Origin of the sequence: Enterococcus thailandicus (assembly GCF_001886265.1) — a bacterium.
GTDB lineage: Bacteria > Bacillota > Bacilli > Lactobacillales > Enterococcaceae > Enterococcus_B > Enterococcus_B thailandicus.
In genome coordinates, this window is the sequence record NZ_JXLE01000014.1 from 63982 (window position 1) to 82013 (window position 18032).

Below are 18032 nucleotides of genomic sequence, written 5' to 3' on the forward strand. Positions count from 1 at the left end.
GCCAAAGTTACTTGAATCTATTATCGCATAAAATGCCAAAAAGGAAGCATGAAAGTTTCGTCATGCTTCCTTTTTAAACTCTTTTTATTAAGTTGTGTTCTTATTTAAAGTGTTCCTAAAGCAACTTCCTCCCAGTAAGTCTAAATTTCAACAAAAATATGGAAAACTATTTTTAGAAAAGCATCCTTATTGCTTGAAGCTAATCGCTTGGAACCACAACCTTTATGGATAAATACGGTTCAACAAACGAGGGAATGGGATTGCCTCACGCACATGATCAATTCCTGAAATCCAAGTAACCGTACGTTCTAGACCCAAACCAAAACCTGAATGAGGTACAGAGCCATATTTACGTAGGTCAAGATACCAAGAATATTCATTTTCATCTAAGCCATGTTCACGAATTTGTTCTAGTAAAAATTCGTAATCAGTTGCACGTTCACTGCCTCCAATGATTTCGCCGTAACCTTCTGGCGCAATCATATCTGCACAAATCACAACATCTTCACGTGTAGGATGTGGTTTCATGTAGAAAGGTTTGATTGCTTTTGGATAGTTCAAAATGAAAACAGGTTGTTCAAATGAATTTGCAATAAACGTTTCGTGTGGTGAACCGAAGTCCTCGCCCCACTCAATATCATCAAATCCATTTTTCTTCAATAGTTCAATCGCATCATCATACGTGATACGTGGGAAAGGTAATTTAGTATACGACTTCAAGACTTCTTTATCACGTTCCAGTACATCTAAAGCATAATCACAATTATCTAAGACACTTTGTACTAAGAAAGCCACATATTTTTCTTGGACTTCCAAGCTTTCTTCTTGATGAGTAAAGGCCATTTCTGGTTCAATCATCCAAAACTCAATTAAGTGACGACGTGTTTTTGATTTTTCTGCACGGAATGTTGGTCCAAATGAAAAGACTTTTCCAAATGCCATTGCAGCAGCTTCCATGTATAATTGACCACTTTGAGAAAGATACGCTTTTTGATCAAAATAGTTTGTTTCAAATAAGTCTGTTGTGCCTTCTGGTGCTGAACCAGTCAAAATTGGTGGATCAATTTTAACAAATTGATTCGCATTGAAAAATTCGTACGTTGCACGAATGATTTCATTTCTAATTTGCATAATTGCATGTTGACGTGATGAGCGCAACCATAAATGACGGTGATCCATCAAAAAGTCTGTACCGTGTTCTTTCGGTGTGATTGGATAATCATGACTTTCACCAACAACTTCGATGTTAGTAATGCCAATTTCATATCCAAATTTTGAACGGCTATCTTCACGAATTTCACCAGTAACAGTGATTGCTGTTTCTTGATGTAAGTTCTTAGCTGTTTGGAAAACTTCTTCTGGTACCTCACTTTTGACAACTACGCCTTGGAAAAAGGCTGTTCCATCTCTTAGTTGAAGAAAGGCAATTTTTCCGCTTGAGCGCTTGTTAGCAACCCAAGCACCAATTGTCACAGTTTCTCCTACATGGTTTTTCGAATCAATAATTTGAATTTGTTCCACGAATGACTCTCCTTTTTTCTTCCTGTTTTACTTTCAGGATTCATTTTGACTTTTACTCTCAATAAATTGAGCAATCCTTAACACAGCTTCTTCAAGCGTTCCAAGATTTGTCGCATAGCTCAAACGAACATTTTCACTTGCACCAAATCCTTCACCCGTAACTAAAGCAACGCCTGTTTCTTCTAACAGATCTTCGACCCATTCTGTCACATTGCTATACCCACAAATAGTTAACGTTTCTTTCACATTAGGGAACAGATAGAAAGCGCCTTGCGGTTTCGCAAGTTTGACTCCTGGCAATGCTGCCACTAATGGATACAAACGGTTGAGACGTTCTTCAAACGCCTGACGCATTTCTTCTACCGTATCCTGTTCTCCTCTTAATGCCTCAACTGCAGCATACTGACTGACTGCTGTTGGATTGCTAGTCGATTGTGATGCAATCGTGATCATTCCGTCAATGATTGCTTGATTACCAACTGCATACCCAATCCGCCAACCAGTCATGGCATATGTTTTTGAAACACCATTGATGATAATTGTTTGTTCACGAATTGCTTCACCTAATGTGGCAATTGGAGTAAATTCATTGCCATTATAAACTAAACGACCATAAATATCATCTGCAACAATCAAAATATTATTTGCAACGGCCCATTTTCCAATCGCCAACAGTTCTTCTTTGGTGTAAATCATCCCTGTCGGATTAGACGGTGAATTAATAATCACCGCTTTCGTTTTCTCAGAACGAGCAGCCTCTAACTGCTCCACTGTCACTTTGAACTCATTTGCTTCTTCTCCACGAACAAAGACTGGGACACCTTCGGCTAATTTGACCTGCTCCCCATAACTTACCCAGTAAGGAACAGGGATAATTACTTCATCTGAGGGATCAAGAATTGTTTGAAAGAGCGTGTATAAGGCAAACTTTGCTCCGTCAGTAACAATGGTCTGTGAAGCTTGATAATCAAGTTGGTAATGCTGTTTTAAATAATCAACAATTGCTTGGCGCAACTCTGGAATTCCAGCAGTTGGTGTATAATAGCTTGCTTTCCCATTTTTGATTGCTTGGATTGCAGCTTCCTGAATATTCTCAGGTGTTGCAAAGTCTGGTTCACCTACTGTTAAGCTTAAGATATCTCTACCTTGGGCTTTCAGTGCTTTTGCTTTGGCTGCCGCTGCAAGTGTTACAGAAGGCTCTAAACGTTGTGCTCTCTTAGATAGTTCCATCCTTTTCATCCCTTCACAGTTAAATATTTTGAATGGTTTTCACTTCATCGCCTGATTCAAATGTAATAAGGTAATAACTTAATGAATTGTCCGTACCTTTAGCGACAACTTCCCAAACAGGCTGATCTTCAAAAATCCCTAGTGTTGCTTTTTCAATTACGGCTTCTGGATGTGCTTCTTGGATTTTTTGTTTGGCTTCTTCTTCTGTTAAACCTTTATTTTGATCCAAGATTTTCACCTTATCACCAGATTTTGGAATGACGACTACAATTTTTTGATTTTTGTCATTCGTCCCCATTAGTGAAAAATAAGTTTTTTCACGCGTATACCAGTAAAACTGATCGACATTTTCCAAATTCGCATATTTCTTTGCAAGAGCTGTTGCTTCTTTTTCCGCCTGTGCATAAGGGCGATTTGATCGCAAATAAAAAATCGAACTAAAGACGATTACTGCTAGTAAAAATACGATCAAACTAAGCAACACGCGATTAATGGTTCTTTCTCTTTTTGATTCTTTCTTCAAGGATCGTCGCTCCTTTATCTTCATTGCATTTCATTATACCAGATTTTTCTCTCAAAATAGGAAGATTACTTTGACTTTATTCTTCGTTTTTTGTTAAGAATTCACTGATTTCTTGGTAGATTACATCAATTGGTTCTTCTTGGACTTTTACTTTTTTCGGTAGAGAACGTAAAATTCTTCCACCATATCTTGCCGTTAACAACCGACGATCTAAAATCAATAACACACCACGATCAGTTTCAGTCCGAATCAGTCGTCCCAACGCTTGGCGTAATTTCAAAGCTGCTTTAGGCACTGATTCCTGATAAAAAGGATTGATTCCTTCTGATTCAAGATAGGCATTTCTAGCTTTTACCATTGGTCGTTTTGGATTATCAAAAGGTAGTCGTGTGACAACAACAATTTGGAGCGCATCTCCGGGCAAGTCGACACCTTCCCAAAAGCTATCAGCACCAAAAAGGACACTCATTTCTGACAACATGAATCGCTTCAATAATTTTTCGCGACTTCCACCAAATCCTTGTGCTAATATTTCTCTGCCTTGTTCCAGCATTCTCATATGCATTTTTTGATAGACTTGTTGCAAAATATCATGCGAGGTGAACAAGACTAAAATAGGTCGCTGTTCTCGTTTAATCAATCCCGTTAGTGTTTTGGTCAAGTATTCGATATATTCCTGACTTGTTACCTGATTCACTGCGGGTGCTTCTGTTGGCAAATAAATTCTGGCTTGGCTTTCATAATCATATGGTGAGGCAATTACTTTCAATGGTGTGCCTTCAATACCCAGTCGTTTTGAAAGATAATTCCGATCCGGTCCAATTTTCAAAGTACCACCAATGTAAAGAATGTGTTGATATCTTGGATACCAAACTGTTGTAGGTAATAACGCTGCTTGAAAATCATGTAGATGAAACATCAATTGCTGTGGACCAGTTCCAAGCACGACCCAGTGAATCAACTGTTCACGCCAATCTTCCAACCATTGCTCCATAAATTGTTGTTGCGTATCTAATTGGTCAAATAAAGCATACAAATTGGCTAGATCCAAGCGCATTTGATTTGACCAGCTTTCTTGAATGATTTCCAAACTTAATTTCAATTGTTCATGAAGCTGATAAATTTCCCGATAGAATAATTGCAGATGATCAATCGCAATCCCTGCCTCAAATGGTAATTCATCTAATAATTCTTTCGTTACCATGACCTCTTCTTGATGACTGTTTCCGTTTTGGTTCAACAACTCCGTCAGACCTTCTGCAATCGTGAACTGTGCCTCACATAAAGAAACTAATTCCTGCCGGTAAATCTGTAACCAACGAGTCACTTCATGATTATCTGGCAAATAACTGCTCATGCGATCAAACAATTGCCCTTCATCATTCAACTGCTGTACTTGTTTATAAAAATGTGCCACACTCAATCTTCGATCATTGATTTTCTCAGCAATTTCAGGCAAATGATGCGCCTCATCAATCAACAAATAGGGGCTCTCAGGTAGTAATGGCTCTTTACGCAACGTTTCTTGGACTAAAAATGCATGATTAACAATCAAAAAATTACTTTGTTTTGCTTTTTTCAATAAAAAGCGAACAAAATCTTGTTCGTAAAATGGCTGATTGGGTGCTAAAAAATGAACGCCACGATGAGCAATATCGTGGAAAAAGACATGGTTCAAATTCGTCAAATGTAATTCATCTAAATCACCGGTTTGTGTTTGTGTCAGCCAAACTAAAACCGACATTTGATACAATGCATATTGTTTTTGACTTGGTGCTTCGTTCAGTGTCGCTTTCAACCGTTGAAGATCAATATAATGACGAAAACTTTTGATGATTGTTGCTTGAATCGGTTGATCCAGTAATTGGTTTAGCAAAGGAATGTCTTTCTCGACGATTTGTTGCTGAAGGACTAGTGAAACAGTACTAATAATAGCTGGTTTCTCAGGTGTTGCCAAATAGCTTAGTGGTAACAAGTAGCCAATCGTTTTCCCCATTCCCGTCGCAGCTTCGATCATCAAGTTTTTTTGTTCCTCTTTTTTAGTGAAGTGATCATATACTGCATTCATCAAACGATTTTGTTCTTTACGATACATCAATGTTTCGCCAAACATTCGCTCTTTTGCCTGTTTTTTTCTTGGATAAGTTTGTTTACCGTAGTGAACCTGGGAAAACAGCTCCACTTGTTTCTTCTGTAGTGCAATCCCATCAATGATCTCAATCGAATCATCTAATGGCTGGACTTGCTGTTTCATCTCTTCAACAACACGTGCGATGAATCGGCTCGTATCCATCCCAGTGTATTTACTTAGCCGAACGATTTCTTCCAACGTAACTAATGGCAACTGACGCATGCGTTCTTCAATCAGTAAAAGGAGCTGACCAGTCACTTCCGCATCGCTGTCTGCCTGATGTGGATTTTCATGAATAAATCCTAAACTTTCAGATAAATCGCTCAAGCGAAAACTTGGTTCTGTTGGTAAAAAAATCTGCGCTAATTCAACCGTATCAATCCCCGGAATCTTTAATTCTGGAAGACCACACCGCATCAATTCTTGATTCAAAAATTTATAATCAAAGTAAATATTATGTGCGACAAATACTGTTTCTGCTAAGAGATTGTAAATCGTCGGTGCGACATCTTCAAAATAAGGCGCACGCTGGACGCGTTGGTTCGAAATTCCTGTTAAATGTTGGATTTGTTTTGAAATCTTTCGCCCCGGATTAATGTCGATCGAAAAGCGGGAAGTAATTCGACCAGCTTCAATCATGACGCAGCCAAATTGAATAATACGATCTTCTTTTGGGTTCGTCCCAGTCGTTTCAATATCGACGACTGCATAAGTTGTTGGTTTCAAAATAATTTCCTCTTCTCTTGCCGCTTCATTTACTTTTTTAGTACGGGTGTTTCTTTTGAAATTATACTACAAAGAAGAGGCTGCGACAAAAGTGTTTCACCTTAAAAAGAAAGAACGAACGTTCAAAAATGATTCACACTTTTTTTATCCACCTTTTCTTCCCTTCTCAAAGATTTTTTTCCTTGCTGGCTAACTTTCGTAACAAAAAAAGGCTGAGAATTTTTATCCTAGCCTCTCCCTTTTATTTTTTCTGTAAAAAATTGAATCGTTACTGATTGGATCAAGAAAAAAGAATCAACTCTGACACAATAAAAAAGCTTGGAATAATTATCAAAAGATAACTACTCCAAGCTTTTGTTTAATTTATAGGTTAATTAAGCTTTAGTAACGTTAGTTGCTTGAGGTCCACGTTGACCTTCTTCAACATCAAAAGTTACTGCTTGGCCTTCTTCTAAAGTTTTGAATCCGTCGCCTTGGATAGCTGAGAAATGAACGAATACGTCGTTTCCGTTTTCTGCAGTGATAAATCCAAATCCTTTTTCTGAGTTAAACCATTTAACTGTACCTGTTTCCATAATAAAAATCCTCCTTGTGTTTCAAACACATATTTTGCAATTACTTGTATGGTGAATATCTGGAAGATGTTTATTTGAAACAAGCTACCATAATTACCGAACAGAAACTACGACTATTAATATACCATACATCTATTGGAATAGCTAGAATTTTAGAACATTTATTTAAAAAAACTCCATTTTTTTCACAATTCCCACCTTAAGTAGAACTCGAACAATTTTCTTTGAAGTTTTTTGATTATTAAGAAAGGAAACGGATACGCAAAAAAAAAGAACAAGAAGCCAGCGTAACGTCTGACTTCTTGTCCATAGTAAAAATAAGAGAAATAACACAGCAAGCCTTTTCTAATACTTAAAAGCAGGTCACTCTTAACTGTTCTTTGTGCACTATTTTCAGCCTTATTTTCGTGGTCAAATCAAAAATTCTTTTTGTTATCTATTAAAGTGGATGGGCTTCATTCGCGCCCTTTTTCTCGGTGTTCCCCAAGCAGCTTCTTCGACAATAAGTCTTTTTTTCATAAAAACATGAGTAGCTATTTTTAGAAAAAATTCCTTATTGCTTGAAGCTGAACGCTTGGAGCCACAACCTAATACACGGTAACTTCTCCACATAGCTTTCATCCACTTCAAAACATGAGATGCTGTTTTGAATGGCTGCTCACTATCTTGTCGGAGCTAAACGTTTTGCGCTACAACTTTCCTTAATAACGCAAAATTGCCACCAAACTCTTTTCATCTGGCGATTCTTTTTGATCTAAGATAAAGACTTGTCCACCAGTTTCAATGACATCATCCGCCAATTGATTTAAAACTTGGCGGCGATCATATTCCGTTTCCGGATCTTCACCAAAGCCATCGACTAAATTAGAAGTTGCAATAAACAAATGCGAAATTTTACCTTCTTTCGCCGCTGGAACAATATCCACTAATTGATCAATGAATTTTTTATCCAACAATTTGTTATAACTTTCAGCTTCTTTATCTGCCAATTCTTTTGACAAACGTTGCGCGCCAACCTCAATATCTTTTAATGACAATTGCGCTGGTGAAGCTGAGACAGCAACATCTGAACGATAGTCTGGATTTTTTGCTACTTTTTTGAAAACAGCTTGATTTTCAGGTAAGGCAAATAAATAAATTGGCCATTTTTCTGGATTTTCAAATGTATCACGTAAATAATTATCTACCGCTTGATAATAGTTAATCCAATCGATTTTGACTTCTTCATCTTTCGTGCTGACTCCATGGAACGTCACACCTTCTTTTGAATTCCCTGCTTTACCACTCGTAATAAAGTTTAGATTTCCACCTGTTAACTCGTCGCCCAAAGCTGTTACGATATCTACTGGTGCATCTTCTGGTAATTCGATTTCTTTGACCAACTTGTTGCTTACTTCATACAACTTCATGGAATCGCGATTCAACCCTAATAAATAATAAGAATAGTTGAATTGCGCATTTTTAATGATTGCCAATAAATAAGGTAAATCACTAACATAATATTGATCATCAACTGGAATACTTAAACGGTAAATATACGATTGCTCTTCATTTAAGACAACTGCCACACTTTTTGTGCCACTACGCCAAAATGAAGCATCTTTTAGGATTTCCTCAATCTTTTCTTTAAATGGAGTCCACTCATGTTTTGAGTATTTTTTTTCAAAACGTTTTTTGGCTTCTTTCGCAAAATTTTTAAATTTGATTTGATCTTTTTCAACATCTTGATGTGAAACGTGTGTATTCAACATAATTGTTACAAACGGACCTTTTGCACCTTCTGAAGCTAATTGAGACAACAATTCTTTATCGATTTTTGTCATAAACGCATCCCTCCTAAAAAAATCATTCCTACATTTAAAGTCTACCACAACAATTTTTTTCAACCCAATAAAACGAATTGCAACCCGCAAACGTTTTCTCGTTTCTCAATAATTCATGTTTTGTTCACATTTAAACCATTATTTCCTCTAAACTTCTCAGCAAATGATTCAAAATTTACTATTATGATTAAGTTATCAAATAGAAAAACTTCAAAAAATGGATTAATCACTAACTTAAATGAGGTGAAAAAGATGCAATTACTAATTATTTTTAGTTTATTGAGTATGATGAGCTTATTCGCATTTGTCGCTAGTCGTGTCGTCGAACTTGACCCACAACCAGTTAAAATACGTGTAAAAAACGATTGATTTCTACTATAATTTTGACTCTACGTCTCCTGATTTGCTGACATCTAAAGTTTTTTTCAGAAACATTGAAAGTCCCCACACTCTCTGATAAAATTTTAATTTGTACGAAAAGAAATCGATAAGGAGACTGAATATGTCCATAAAAAAAACACGGTTAGTTGTTCTGCTTGCTAGCCTCATCTTATGTGTTGCCTCCCTTTTCCCCACATTAACTGTTAGGGCTGACGACACGTTTTCTGTTGGCGCCAAAGCGGCCTTTGCAATTGATGCCGAAACCGGTAAGATTTTGTATAACCAAGATGGTGATACACCGATGGGGATTGCCTCAGTCACAAAAATCATTGGTCTTTACATTATCCTTGACCAAGTTAAACAGGGAAAGCTTGCTTGGGATGATGAAGTATCCATTTCAGATTATGCGGAAGAATTAAGTGTTACACCAGATCTATCAAATGTGCCATTGCACAAGGAAAACACGTATACTGTCAAAGAACTTTTTGATTCTGCTGCAATCCAATCTGCTAACGCATCAATTGTTGCACTTGCTGAAAAAATTGCTGGTAGTGAACCTAAATTCGTTGAGTTGATGCAAACACAATTAAAAAAATGGGGTATCACAGATGCTACTTTAGTCAATGCTTCTGGACTAAATAATAGCTATTTGGGGGATAATCGCTACCCAGGAAGCTCTGAAACAGACGAAAATCAGCTTTCTGCACGTGATGTCGCTATTGTTGCTCGTCACCTGATTCTAGATTATCCAGAGATTTTAGAAGTCACTAGTACTGCGACTCAAATGTTTGGTGAAGATACGGTTTCCCCAGTTGAGATGGTTAACTGGAACTGGATGCTTCCGGGATTTATCAACCACAAAGAAGGCGTTGATGGATTAAAAACTGGAACAACTGATTTGGCCGGTGCCTGTTTTGTTGGTACGATCAAAAAAGATGATCGTCGTGTAATCACCGTTGTATTAAATGCTGATGGCCATGAAGAAAATCCAAGTGCTCGCTTTACTGCTACTGCAAACTTAATGGACTACTGCTATGACAACTGGTCAGAAAAAGAATTAGGTAAAGCTGGCGCAAGTATTCCAGACATGAAAACAATCGATGTTCTTGACGGTAAAGAACAAACTGTTCCAGTCGCACTTAAGTCACCAGTTAAAGTTTGGGTTCGTAATGACATGGATACAGGAAAGTTAACCATTACACCTACACTTGCAAAAGATTCATTAACCGATCAAAAAATTCAAGCACCTGCAGACAAAGGAACAAAAGTCGGTACTGTCACAATCACTTTAGCAGATGACAAACTTGGCTATTTAGATGAAAAAGATGCACCTGCAACTGATATCATCACAACTGCTAAAGTTGAAAAAGCGAATATTTTCGTTCTTGGTTGGCGACATGTCGCTGAATTCTTTACAAATCTTTTTTAATCTCCTAATTAAAGTAATCTACAATTCATTAAGCGTGAGAAACGTTTGTCACACGACAACGGCTCTCACGCTTTTTTATTTCGCTCATCTTCTTTCAATTTTTTAGTTTTATTAAAAGCTTTTTTAGAGAAATTTCGTTATACTTAATGAATGAAAAAGGAGTTGAACTTATGAATTTAACCAGAGATCTAGCTTTTATGGCTCTCTATTTTTTAGGCATTGTTGGTATTTATTATTGGCGGAAAAAACAAAAAGATCCTGCACTTTTTTTCTATGGTAGTACATGGTCCTTTGGTGTATTACTGACTTACTTGATTGTATTAGAAATTTCCTATCACTCACTCTTTTTTATGATTCCCTTATTCTTTTTTAGTGTCTTTGCCTTTTTTTATTTTACGGAGAAAAGGCGACTACTGAATGGGTGGTTGTTTAATTTATTTCTGATCAGTTTCGGTATTTACTTAGTCATGCTTTTGTTTGAAACAGAGAATGTTTTCATTGGTGGATTGCTTGCACTGATTGCTATTCCCCTTCTTTTAATCCTGTTGTTTGGATTATATATATTGATTGTCGTTTTATTTTGGAATGGCATCGTGGTATTAAAAAAAGAATCACATTCACTAGCGAATTTGTTGACATTATTGCTTGGTGTTTTCTTAACCATCTTTTTGTTAACTGAACTTTTCTTACTTCAATATCTGCCACAGTGGGCAAACGTTTTGTTCAGTGTTGTACCCATGATTTTATTCTACTTGTTTGTCGTATTTTATAATTTCTTGACGATTTCTGTTCTATATCAATTCAATCGTCCACGGTTCAACCAAGATTTCATCATCGTTTTAGGTGCTGGACTTTTGGGTGGTGAAAAAGTATCACCTTTACTTGGTCAACGAATTGATAAAGCAATTGCCTTTTATCGAGCGCAAGAGCGAGCAACACTTAATCCACCAAAATTATTGATGTCTGGCGGACAAGGAGCTGACGAGAAGTTGCCTGAAGCTGTTGCAATGAAAAATTACGCGTTGAAAAAAGGCATTCCGGAAGAACAGATTATTGTTGAAACAAATTCAACGACTACTTTAGAAAATATGCGTTTTTCTAAGGAAATCATGGATCGTTTAATGAAAGGCCCTTACCAAGCAATCTTCAGTTCAAATAACTATCATATTTTTCGTGCAGGACTTTATGCGCGACAAGCACAACTCAAAGCAAACGGAATTGGTTCAAAGACAGCTTTATATTATCTGCCAAATGCTTTTCTAAGAGAATACATTGCAATCTTGATGCTGAATAAAAAGCGCCATCTCATTATGTGTTCGTTGATTTTCGCTTTTGATTTGTTGCTAGTGTTGGTAACACTGTTTAGTTAGGTTGTGGCGCAAAACGTTCAGCTCCGACTAGATAGTGAGCAGACACTCAAAATAGCTTTGCATATTTGAAGTATCTGCAAGCTATATGGAGGAGTTGTTTTGGGAACACCGTGAATAAAGGGTTGTAGCTCCAAACCTTAATCACTCAACAAAAAATATCCACAAAACAAAAAGCAAGTCGAAGTCCGAACTGACCTCGACTTGCTTTTTTATTTTCTTTTATTGCGGAATGACTCAAGAACAGGTGTAAAAAAGATTCCCTTTTTTATGCTAACCTGTTGTGCAGAATAAATACCATTGTTGCCAGAACACATAAAGCTAACTAGACAAATCAAAAAGAAATACACGGCTGCTTCACTACCAAACAATTCAACTCCCATAATAAAGCATGCTATTGGTGTATTCGTCGCACCAGAAAACACACCAATGAAACCAAGTCCAGCTAAAAATGGAACAGAGACATGTAAGATTGGTGCCAAACTTGCACCTAATGTTGCACCAATTTCAAACAGGGGTGTTACTTCCCCACCTTGGAATCCAGCGCCCAAAGATAAAATAGTAAAACCCAGTTTTCCTAAAAAATCAAAGGGGTGCGCATTACCATTAAAAGCATCTTGCAGTAAAGGTAAGCTTAAGCCAAGATAACGTTGCGTTTGCAAGACAACAGCTACCAAAACAACAATTGCTCCACCCATAAAGTTTCGTAAAACAGGATTCGTAAACCAATTAGCATAGACTTTTTTCAAAAAGACGATTGAACGACTAAATACCCAGCCACAAAGACCAAAGACAATTCCTGCCAACATCAATTTACCAAACAAACTACCACTCCACGCAGGAATTTCTCCCATTGGATAATGGACGTGAACAATTCCAAAACTTTCTGTCATGAGATTTGCAAAAATAGCTGCAAAAAAGCTTGGAAATAAAGCCTCTGTCCGAACTTTCCCAATTGCTAAAACCTCTAAGCCAAACAAGGTTCCTGCCAAAGGTGTACCAAAAACAGAACTAAATCCTGCACTGATTCCACTGATAATCAAGATTTCTCGCTCTAACTGATTCAGTTTAAATACACGTGATAAGTTATCTGCTAATGCGCCCCCCATTTGAACAGCCGTTCCTTCACGACCAACTGATCCACCAAATAAGTGAGTCGTGATTGTTCCAAATAAAGTCAATGGAATCAATCGTAGCGGAACTCTTTCTTCCCCACCATTACCTTGATCGATAACTAAATTATTTCCACGACTTGAATTCCCACCATAATTTGTATATAAATAAGCAAAAATAGCACCACTTACGGGTAAAAGAAATAATAGCCACGTATGGGTCAAGCGCAAATTAGTTACAAACGTTAAACTGTTTAAGAAAAATGCTGAAAGGCTTCCCATTACCACTCCTAAAATGGCCGTAATCAGTAGCCACTTCAGCATATAGCCTCCTATTCTTAACACATTTGTTGTTTGTTTTTCCATTAAAACTCCTCCTAAAAAAAGACACCTACTAAAAAAGAGGACACTTATCCCGTTTTTTAGTAGGCGTCATTAGTTTATTGATAAACGTTTAAAGGCGAACACCATCACCTATTCACTTCATTTAAAAATATAGCATGATTTTCTGAAAATTACAATCAACTATCGTTCTTTTTTCACGCGGTGAACAAATTCATAAAATGGCTCAAGTTGTACCAATTGATGATTACACATATCGCTATCATGACAAATATAATTGCCTTTTTTTGTATAGGTACCGTCTGAACCAGACTTTGTCGTTGAAAGAAAGAGTGAAACATTCGATGTTTTCTGGCAAATAGCACAAATTCCTTTTGTAATGGTTGGTGATAGACTGCCGTAATCTCCTTGGAGTTTTCCTTCTTCATAGTAAAGCAAATACTTTCTTTGACTTCCCGGATCGTTGAACCCTACATAAGTGTGTTCTCTAAGATCATATGCTGACCAGGTTGGTTGTTTCAGCTTTTTCACTTTCCGAAAAATTTTGTCAACTTGTTGCTTCGAAGGTTGCTCAAAAGGTATGACATAGGATTTCAGTTCTTCCAACGCACGCTCCGCTTTTGCTCGTGTTAGCGTGACATTCATTACGATTGCTAAAAAATCGGTGATCTCAGGTAATTCTTCCTGAATGACAGAATGAATTTTTTCAGTTGCTAATGCTTGAACTGTTTGAACCGTTTTCGGATCGTTCACAGAAGAATAAGCATTAAGTAATTGTTCTACTTCACGTTGAATAAAATAATATTGATATGGTTGGATTGTTTGTTTCATTTTAAGAGTCCTTTCTTCTTTCAAAAGTCATACTTTGAAGAAAAAAGTTGTTTCAACAAAGCATGTCGTTACTTGTTCAAACCCAACTCTTTTAAATAAGATACGTTAGTGTGCATCTCATCATCACCCCCTTTAATGGTATTGATCTATGTACTTGCTTAAATGGTCATCTGTAAGTAAACACCAATTTCGCTTTTTCGTCAATCATTGCTTGTGATGTGTCCCTCTTCAAAGAAACATATCCAGATTCCTTCGACAGGTTTCAGACGCTCTCCACATTTTTGAACACATCGACTCTTTTCTCTTCCATAATCAAACTTCAGACAATAAAAAAGATGGACAAAACGTGCTTGCGTTCTGTTCCATCTTTTTGGCTAAAAAACATTTTTCGATGTTTGGCTACTGATCAATAGCTAAAAGTCTTTTTTTGGTAACAATACTTGTACGAGTATTAGTTGTTTTGACTATTCTTATATTTTTCCTCTTGGATTTTCAACAAAATCTTGGTAAGATTTCCCCAATCGACGGGGCGAGGTGGATTTAACCAGACGACAACTTGTGGAGAACTTTCCCCATACAAATTATTCATGTTGGTAATAACTACATCTGTATAAGCTGATTGTTCATCATCAACGACCTCTACATTTAGATTGATATATAAACCTAAGTTTTTCTTGATGAATTGGTTATAAGCAGATCCGTAAGAAAAATCGATACCGACTTTTACCGGATCAGAAATCAATTTGATCGGTATATAATTGATTACTAACATCAAGTAACTAAAAAACAGAAAAATTTTATCTCGAGATAATTCTTTGTACTCTTCCGTTAATAACTTGACATAATCTAACAAATAGAAGTAGAACTCCGGATAATTTTGCCTAAAAAAATAAATATTAATAGTAAATTCATCAAATTTATTGATAGGATAATACAGAATATTAAAATGAATTTTACTTAGTTCTCTACGAATTTCCCAAGTATTTTCTTCTTGAAGCGGCTTAAATCGTTCTTCAATTTTTTGGATAAAGTGATCATTTAACTGTTCGATACCCTCGTCTTTATTGTTTTCGATATACGTTCGATCTACTTTATCATTCAGATAAAGCCAAATCAGAACTAGATAGCCAAAAGTAGTTGAAGATATTTTTAATAACTTTTTTATTTTTGTAACGTCTTCTTCAGAGAAAAAATGGATAATGTTTTTACAAATCTCTAACTCTTTTGACTTCTCTGCTAATAAATTGACAGATAGATAATGAAATAATTTTTTCTTTTCATAAACAGACAAAGAATATTCATTACTTAATAAAAAAATAAATTGATTTGTTTGATCGATGACATCTCCCGGATAAACTTTCGTATAAGAAATATCTGTAACCAGAAATAATTGATAATAGAAAATGACAATATTCCTTCGATTTCCGTATAATTTTTTTTTATCAAAAAAAATCTGATGCTTCTTCAACACTTTTTTTAGCTCTTGCAAGATAGTATACGCTGAAGAATAACTGATATGGTGCTCATCTGCAAAAACTTCAAGGGTAGTGTAATCTTCTCGAAAAAATTCAATCAATAAATCTAAATAAATGGATCGTTTGATATAATTTGACAATAAAAAACCACTAGAGTAATGGCCATCAATCTCTAAAGAAACTTCTGTACCTGTCGCAAGAATCTTTAAATGTTCACTTATACCTAGCTCATCAAGATCATCATTTAAGTTTTCAATCGTTTTTTTCAAAAGGAAAGTTGATAATGATAATTCCTCTTGGATTTTCAGTATTGATTCTGACAAATTTGAGCTTTCTTCCAAATATTTAAGTAAGGAATAACTGCGATAGTCCTCTTTGCTCAAAAAAAACTCATAATTCATTAGTAATCAGCTCTTTCTTCCATATATTGCTGTTCCCACTAATTCATCAATCAATTGGAAATAAAATAGATTATCGGGGTCTGGGTCGTCACCATCAAGACCACCATTTTGTATAACATCTTTGTTGACATTAAATAGTTCTTTCGTTAAATAAATTTTCTTAGTTGGTTTCTTTTGAGCCTTTTCATTTGTTACTGAAGTTGTAGCAGAAGATTTTTGTATTTCTTTCGATTCCTTACTACTCTCTTGTGTTTCAGATACTGTTTCAGAACTATCTTCGATTGAAACAACGGCTTCATTTTCATGTGTATTTTCCAGTGGTTGGACTTGTTGATTAGGGTTTGTTGGGTCATAAATAGGATGCTGATTTTCTTCTCCATATACTACACTTGTTGCTTTTAAAAGGGAGAGAATAATAGAACTCCACAATAAAATATTTTTATACTGATTCATCATTTTATACGTATCGCCAAATCACATAGCTACCTATACCTAATGCAGTGAACATTATGAAAAGAGGTATTAAGCTATATTTCACGATACTCCTTTGTAATATTTTTTTATTTGGTGTCACATTATTCTTAGTATTCTGTAAAGTTTCTTGTTCTTCCCGATCAACTAGTTTTGCAGTCACTACAATTCGTTTATCAGTAAGCTCAGGCTTATCACAAGTAATGAGTGTTAACTGAGGTATGTTCGTACTTTCTAAAACACTAAGATTCGTTTCATTGACTGTTTCCTTTTTAATTACTCGATATTGTATCTTGTTCGTTAGATAGGTCACAGTGATTTTGTCATTGACTTGTAAATTTTGAATATTGCCCAATAGTAGCTCCGTCATGCTTAAATGATGACCCAAAAGTACCAAGTTATCCTTTAGAACATTACGCTCTGGATACATAGCCCCTACACCAAATAACATTTGTTGATTGTTTAAACCAGCAAAAATAGGTATTTTTATTTTCTGGCTGGGAATGTTTAGTTCTCCGATAGCTGTTCCAAGATTTTTGGAAGATGCTGTTAGATAACTTTCAATTGTCGGTAAAACGATTCGTTCATTCGGGTTTACTACTGGCAGTTCTTCCTTTGTTACTACTTTTGTCTTTTGAATTTTTACGATTGTAATTGTATTTTTAATAATAGGAAAAGAAATCAAACATACACCCATAATAAAAAGTAAATTGATAATGATTTTAAGTTTGTTCTTCCTCATGTTTTTTCTTTCTCCAAATCAACCAAAGTATCAGCAACAACATCAATAACAAGAAAATGATTCCTATCAGGATATAAAGTTTAGTATTATCTTTTTTGATTGTGACATCCTTCGCATTTAACTTCTGAGCAACATCACCAGCAATTGTAAAATCTTTTTCAAATTCCCAATAGTTGGTGTAGTTAACAGTCGTGTTCTCTTTTTCTCTAGTAAACTTTCCTGACTCATTTTCATTTCCAAATACAGTCATTTTTAGATTATACTCACCTGGTTCCAAGGCAGCACCACCTAGAGAAGTAGGAAAAGAAAAGTTGCTGTTTGGTGCAATCTGTAAATCTTCTTTATCTTCACGGTATAAAACTTCTGAGCGACCTTTTTTTGTAATTTTGGTTTGAATACTCACTTGGTTGATATACGTTTTTTGATCATTTTGGATATTCGCTAAAATGACATTTCTAGCATTGATTTGCCCAGGCTCAACCTCATGAAGAATTAAATTAGGTGCCACTTCATTTAAGTTTTGGCGCATCAGTAAAGCTACAACATAAGAATACTCATTTTTGATTGATAATCCTTGCTCATCTTTTTCCTTTTGTTTCTCTTCATCTTGAACTTCTTTAAATGTAATCCCACTAGCCAGTACGCCATCAAATGTTTCATTTGGCATCGTAACTTGGAAGGTAACGGTTTGATTACTATGAGGTTTCAAGGTAACTGTTTCTGGATAGTCCACATAATCTTCCAGATTAAATGTTAGGCTACTATCTTTTTTTATCTCATTTTTTCCATATTCAACTACTACATTTGAATTAGTCGTAGCACTATTTAGTGAAACATCAATTTTAACTTCTTTATCCGTATCATTTCGCAAATTAACGTTTAACTTTTCTTGTTGATTTGGTTCGAGCTGGATATCAAAATAATGGTGTTAGTATTAAATCTTAGACAACTT

13 protein-coding genes, 1 pseudogene and 1 riboswitch are annotated in these 18032 nt (G+C 35.9%); of the genes and pseudogenes, 2 read left to right on the forward strand and 12 right to left on the reverse strand.

The window, feature by feature from the left end:
- Positions 1-222 precede the first annotated feature (222 nt).
- The 6 genes from asnS to RV17_RS10165 all read right to left on the reverse strand — a co-directional run bounded on the left by asnS (position 223) and on the right by RV17_RS10165 (position 8529).
- A complete protein-coding gene (gene asnS / locus RV17_RS10135) occupies positions 223-1521 on the reverse strand; it encodes an asparagine--tRNA ligase (protein WP_067483937.1) in 1299 nt (432 codons plus the stop codon).
- A gap of 33 nt (positions 1522-1554) precedes the next feature.
- On the reverse strand, positions 1555-2751 hold the full coding sequence (locus RV17_RS10140) for a pyridoxal phosphate-dependent aminotransferase (protein ID WP_071869145.1): 1197 nt from the start codon (positions 2749-2751) through the stop codon (positions 1555-1557).
- 19 nt (positions 2752-2770) lie between these two features.
- A complete protein-coding gene (locus RV17_RS10145) occupies positions 2771-3298 on the reverse strand; it encodes a cell wall elongation regulator TseB-like domain-containing protein (protein ID WP_071869146.1) in 528 nt (175 codons plus the stop codon).
- A gap of 52 nt (positions 3299-3350) precedes the next feature.
- A complete protein-coding gene (locus RV17_RS10150) occupies positions 3351-6131 on the reverse strand; it encodes a helicase C-terminal domain-containing protein (RefSeq protein ID WP_071869147.1) in 2781 nt (926 codons plus the stop codon).
- A gap of 374 nt (positions 6132-6505) precedes the next feature.
- Positions 6506-6706, reverse strand: coding sequence for a cold-shock protein (locus tag RV17_RS10155; protein ID WP_002288762.1), 201 nt, complete (start codon positions 6704-6706; stop codon positions 6506-6508).
- Between the two features lie 701 nt (positions 6707-7407).
- Positions 7408-8529, reverse strand: coding sequence for a baeRF6 domain-containing protein (locus RV17_RS10165; RefSeq protein WP_071869149.1), 1122 nt, complete (start codon positions 8527-8529; stop codon positions 7408-7410).
- Positions 8530-9031: 502 nt separating this feature from the next.
- Here RV17_RS10165 and RV17_RS10170 point away from each other — a divergent pair.
- Together RV17_RS10170 and RV17_RS10175 are read left to right on the forward strand one after the other, a co-directional pair.
- Positions 9032-10339, forward strand: a complete 1308-nt coding sequence (locus RV17_RS10170) for a serine hydrolase (RefSeq protein ID WP_071869150.1) — start codon at positions 9032-9034, stop codon at positions 10337-10339.
- A gap of 170 nt (positions 10340-10509) precedes the next feature.
- Positions 10510-11709, forward strand: coding sequence for a YdcF family protein (locus RV17_RS10175; protein WP_071869151.1), 1200 nt, complete (start codon positions 10510-10512; stop codon positions 11707-11709).
- A gap of 209 nt (positions 11710-11918) precedes the next feature.
- Here the strand turns inward: RV17_RS10175 and RV17_RS10180 are convergent, their stop codons facing one another.
- The 6 genes and pseudogenes from RV17_RS10180 to RV17_RS10205 form a co-directional block, all read right to left on the reverse strand.
- A complete protein-coding gene (locus RV17_RS10180; RefSeq protein WP_071869152.1) occupies positions 11919-13184 on the reverse strand; it encodes a voltage-gated chloride channel family protein in 1266 nt (421 codons plus the stop codon).
- 53 nt (positions 13185-13237) lie between these two features.
- A riboswitch (Fluoride riboswitch) is annotated at positions 13238-13302 on the reverse strand.
- A 41-nt stretch (positions 13303-13343) separates the two neighbouring features.
- Positions 13344-13991, reverse strand: a complete 648-nt coding sequence (locus RV17_RS10185) for a FusB/FusC family EF-G-binding protein (protein ID WP_067483924.1) — start codon at positions 13989-13991, stop codon at positions 13344-13346.
- A gap of 451 nt (positions 13992-14442) precedes the next feature.
- Positions 14443-15867: a helix-turn-helix domain-containing protein gene (locus tag RV17_RS10190; protein ID WP_071869153.1), complete on the reverse strand. Its 1425-nt coding sequence runs from the start codon at positions 15865-15867 to the stop codon at positions 14443-14445.
- 6 nt (positions 15868-15873) lie between these two features.
- On the reverse strand, positions 15874-16323 hold the full coding sequence (locus RV17_RS10195; RefSeq protein ID WP_083571982.1) for a hypothetical protein: 450 nt from the start codon (positions 16321-16323) through the stop codon (positions 15874-15876).
- Position 16324: 1 nt separating this feature from the next.
- Positions 16325-17080 (reverse strand): class A sortase, encoded by a 756-nt coding sequence (locus RV17_RS10200; RefSeq protein WP_071869154.1) that lies wholly within the window; start codon positions 17078-17080, stop codon positions 16325-16327.
- Positions 17061-18002 (reverse strand): annotated as a pseudogene (locus tag RV17_RS10205) (WxLIP family cell surface protein); the annotation flags it as partial. The gene RV17_RS10200 and the pseudogene RV17_RS10205, both read right to left, overlap by 20 nt.
- Positions 18003-18032 lie beyond the last annotated feature (30 nt).